Source organism: Stenotrophomonas sp. 05L44_2, from assembly GCF_056665995.1.
On sequence record NZ_JBFTNR010000832.1, the window covers coordinates 1 to 2,375 of the forward strand.

Here is a 2,375-nt window from a genome sequence, read left to right on the forward strand (position 1 = left end):
GAATGGCGTTACGCCAGCACCCGGCCGATCCCGCTGGCATCCACTTCGGCCGCGGCTGCCGCGATAGCCCCTGGCTCGCTGCCGGCCACGAAACCGATGCGGAAATGCACTTCGCCGGCAGGCGTGCGCGAGGAGTGGATCGAGGCGAGGCTGATGCCGTGCTGCTCGAACACGTTCAGCAGCTCACGCAACGAACCGGCGCGGTCTTCAGGCAGATGTACCGACAGTGCATTGCGCTCGGTCAGGTCGGCCAGCAGATAGCCGACGCGCTCGAAGGTGTAGTTGCCCGCAGCCAGCGCCTGATCGCCGAAGGCACTCCTGTTGGCCTCCAGCAGGTGATCGCGGAACGCGCCCCGCGCAGCGTCGTCGCCCTGCCCCACCTGTACCTGCAGCGTCTGCAGCTGGCCGATCAGGCGTTGCAGCATCGGCGCCACATACGGATTGCCGAACTGGATGTCTTCGTAGATCGCCGGATTCAACGACAGGATGCGCGAGATGATCGCCGTATCCAGTTCGAACGAGGCCGATCGATACGGCAGCATCGCCGCCAGCGTGCCCAGCTGCGGTTGGTACTCGCGCAGCACACCTGCCTGGGCCAAGTGGGTCGCATGCACCATCGCCTGCACCAGCGCCATCATCTGGTCATGGTGCTGCGGGGTGGCGCGCACGCATTCGGCCTGCAGTGCCAGGCACAACGCGTCCACCCAGGGCCGCCAATGCAGCAGCCTGGCCTCGCAGACCACCATCACCCGGCCCTTCAGGGTCGGCGCCTTGGGCGGCGCCGTCATCGGATGCAGGCCCACCACTTCGGCGCACGAGGCCAGCATCGCCTGCACCGGCGCTTCCTTCACCCCGGCGCATGCGAACCCGGATCGGCCGGATCGTGGCCGATCACGCGCACCTGCATGTGCTGTTCGAAGAACCGGGTCAGCCAGCGTCCATAGGCGCCGGCACTGCCGACGATGCCGACCGTGCGCGGCGTGCGTTCGTGCAGATCGCTCATGCCAGCCGTTCGGCGCGGAAGCGCAAGCCGTCGGCCAGTGCCGCCGGTGCGGCCGCGATCACGTCGAACTCTTCGAAGCCGTGGGCCAGGGTCGCCTCCAGCGCCGCATGGGTGCCGGCGATGGCCCGCGAGATGGCCATCTGCATCGGCTCACCGCGCAGCAGGAAGGACACCATCAGCGACATCAGCACGTCGCCGGTGCCTGCCACATCCACCGGCAGCAGCGGCGAGGTCCAGCGCCAGGTTTCCTCGCGACCCACAGCCAGCGTCACCAGTTCGCCCGGATTGCCGCCGACGCTGTGTGCCAGCACCCACTGCGGCCCGCGTGCCAGCAGCGCGCGCGAAGCAGCAATGGCATCGGCTTCGGCCAGCGCCGGCATGCCGGTCAGGCGACCGAGTTCGAAGGCATTCGGGGTAACCAGCCATGCATGCGGCAGCAGGCGCTCAGCGAAGATCGCTTCCAGTCCCGGCTCCACGTAGGGACCGGTGTGGGTATCGCCGATCACCGGGTCCAGACAGTAGCGCAGCTGCGGACATGCCGGCAGGATCTCGTCCAGCCAATCAGCAAAGGCCGCACCGTTGGCAGCGCTGCCGAAGTAACCGGAGACCAGCATCTTCGCCCGCTGCGGAAGACCCCGTTCATGCGTGCCGAGCAGCAGATCGGCAAACCAGTCGCTGGGCAGCACACGGCCACGGGTGGTCTCGTAGAACGGTGCATTGCTCAGCAGCGTGGTCGGGATCGAGGCCACGCGCACGCCGAGCGCACGCATCGGGGGCAGCGCGGCGCTGTTGCCGGCATGGCCGTAGACCAGTTGTGATTGGACCGAAATGACATCGATCGGCGAAGGGCCGTCGGGCCGCTGGCGGCGGCCGTGGACCAGGTGGTTGTCGAGGGATTCGCTCATGCCCGCATTCTACGCCCAAGGGGGGTTTCGGCAGGGCTGCGCCCTGCACCTGCAGAGGCAACAGCCACAGCCAAAGCCGAGGCAACAGCAACAGCGGCACTCCGAGGAATGGCGGGGCACTGTGGGTTTGCGGGGACGCCGTGAATCCATCCCTGGAGGCTTGGTCGCCGCATCCATGCGGCTCACACCCCGCAAACCCAAAGTCCCCCGCCTTCGAAAGTACCCCCGCGAGCAGTAGATCCACGCCATGCGTGGATGAATCTCTGTCCAACTCGAATATTCAAATCCAAATCGAAAATCGTCCACGCATGCCGTGGATCTACGTGTCGACCAAGGTCGACACTCACCAACAGCAAGTCATGCCATCCCGACAGATTGCGGAGATCTGTCGAAGGCGGRGTGGGTCCGGTCGCGGGGGTGTCCGCGGCATGGATGCCGCGGCCAAGCCTCCAGGGATGGATTCACGG

General features: G+C 66.6%; 1 protein-coding gene and 1 pseudogene. Both read right to left on the reverse strand.

Going from position 1 to position 2,375, the window contains the following annotated elements; genetic code table 11:
* Positions 1-8: 8 nt before the first annotated feature.
* Positions 9-1,003, reverse strand: a pseudogene (locus AC1VAN_RS21105) (prephenate dehydrogenase).
* Positions 1,000-1,908 carry a pyridoxal kinase gene (gene pdxY / locus AC1VAN_RS21110; protein WP_032977637.1) on the reverse strand — a complete coding sequence of 303 codons (909 nt, stop codon included), beginning with the start codon at positions 1,906-1,908 and terminating at the stop codon, positions 1,000-1,002. The pseudogene AC1VAN_RS21105 and the gene pdxY overlap by 4 nt, the downstream one beginning before the upstream one ends.
* Positions 1,909-2,375: the final 467 nt, after the last annotated feature.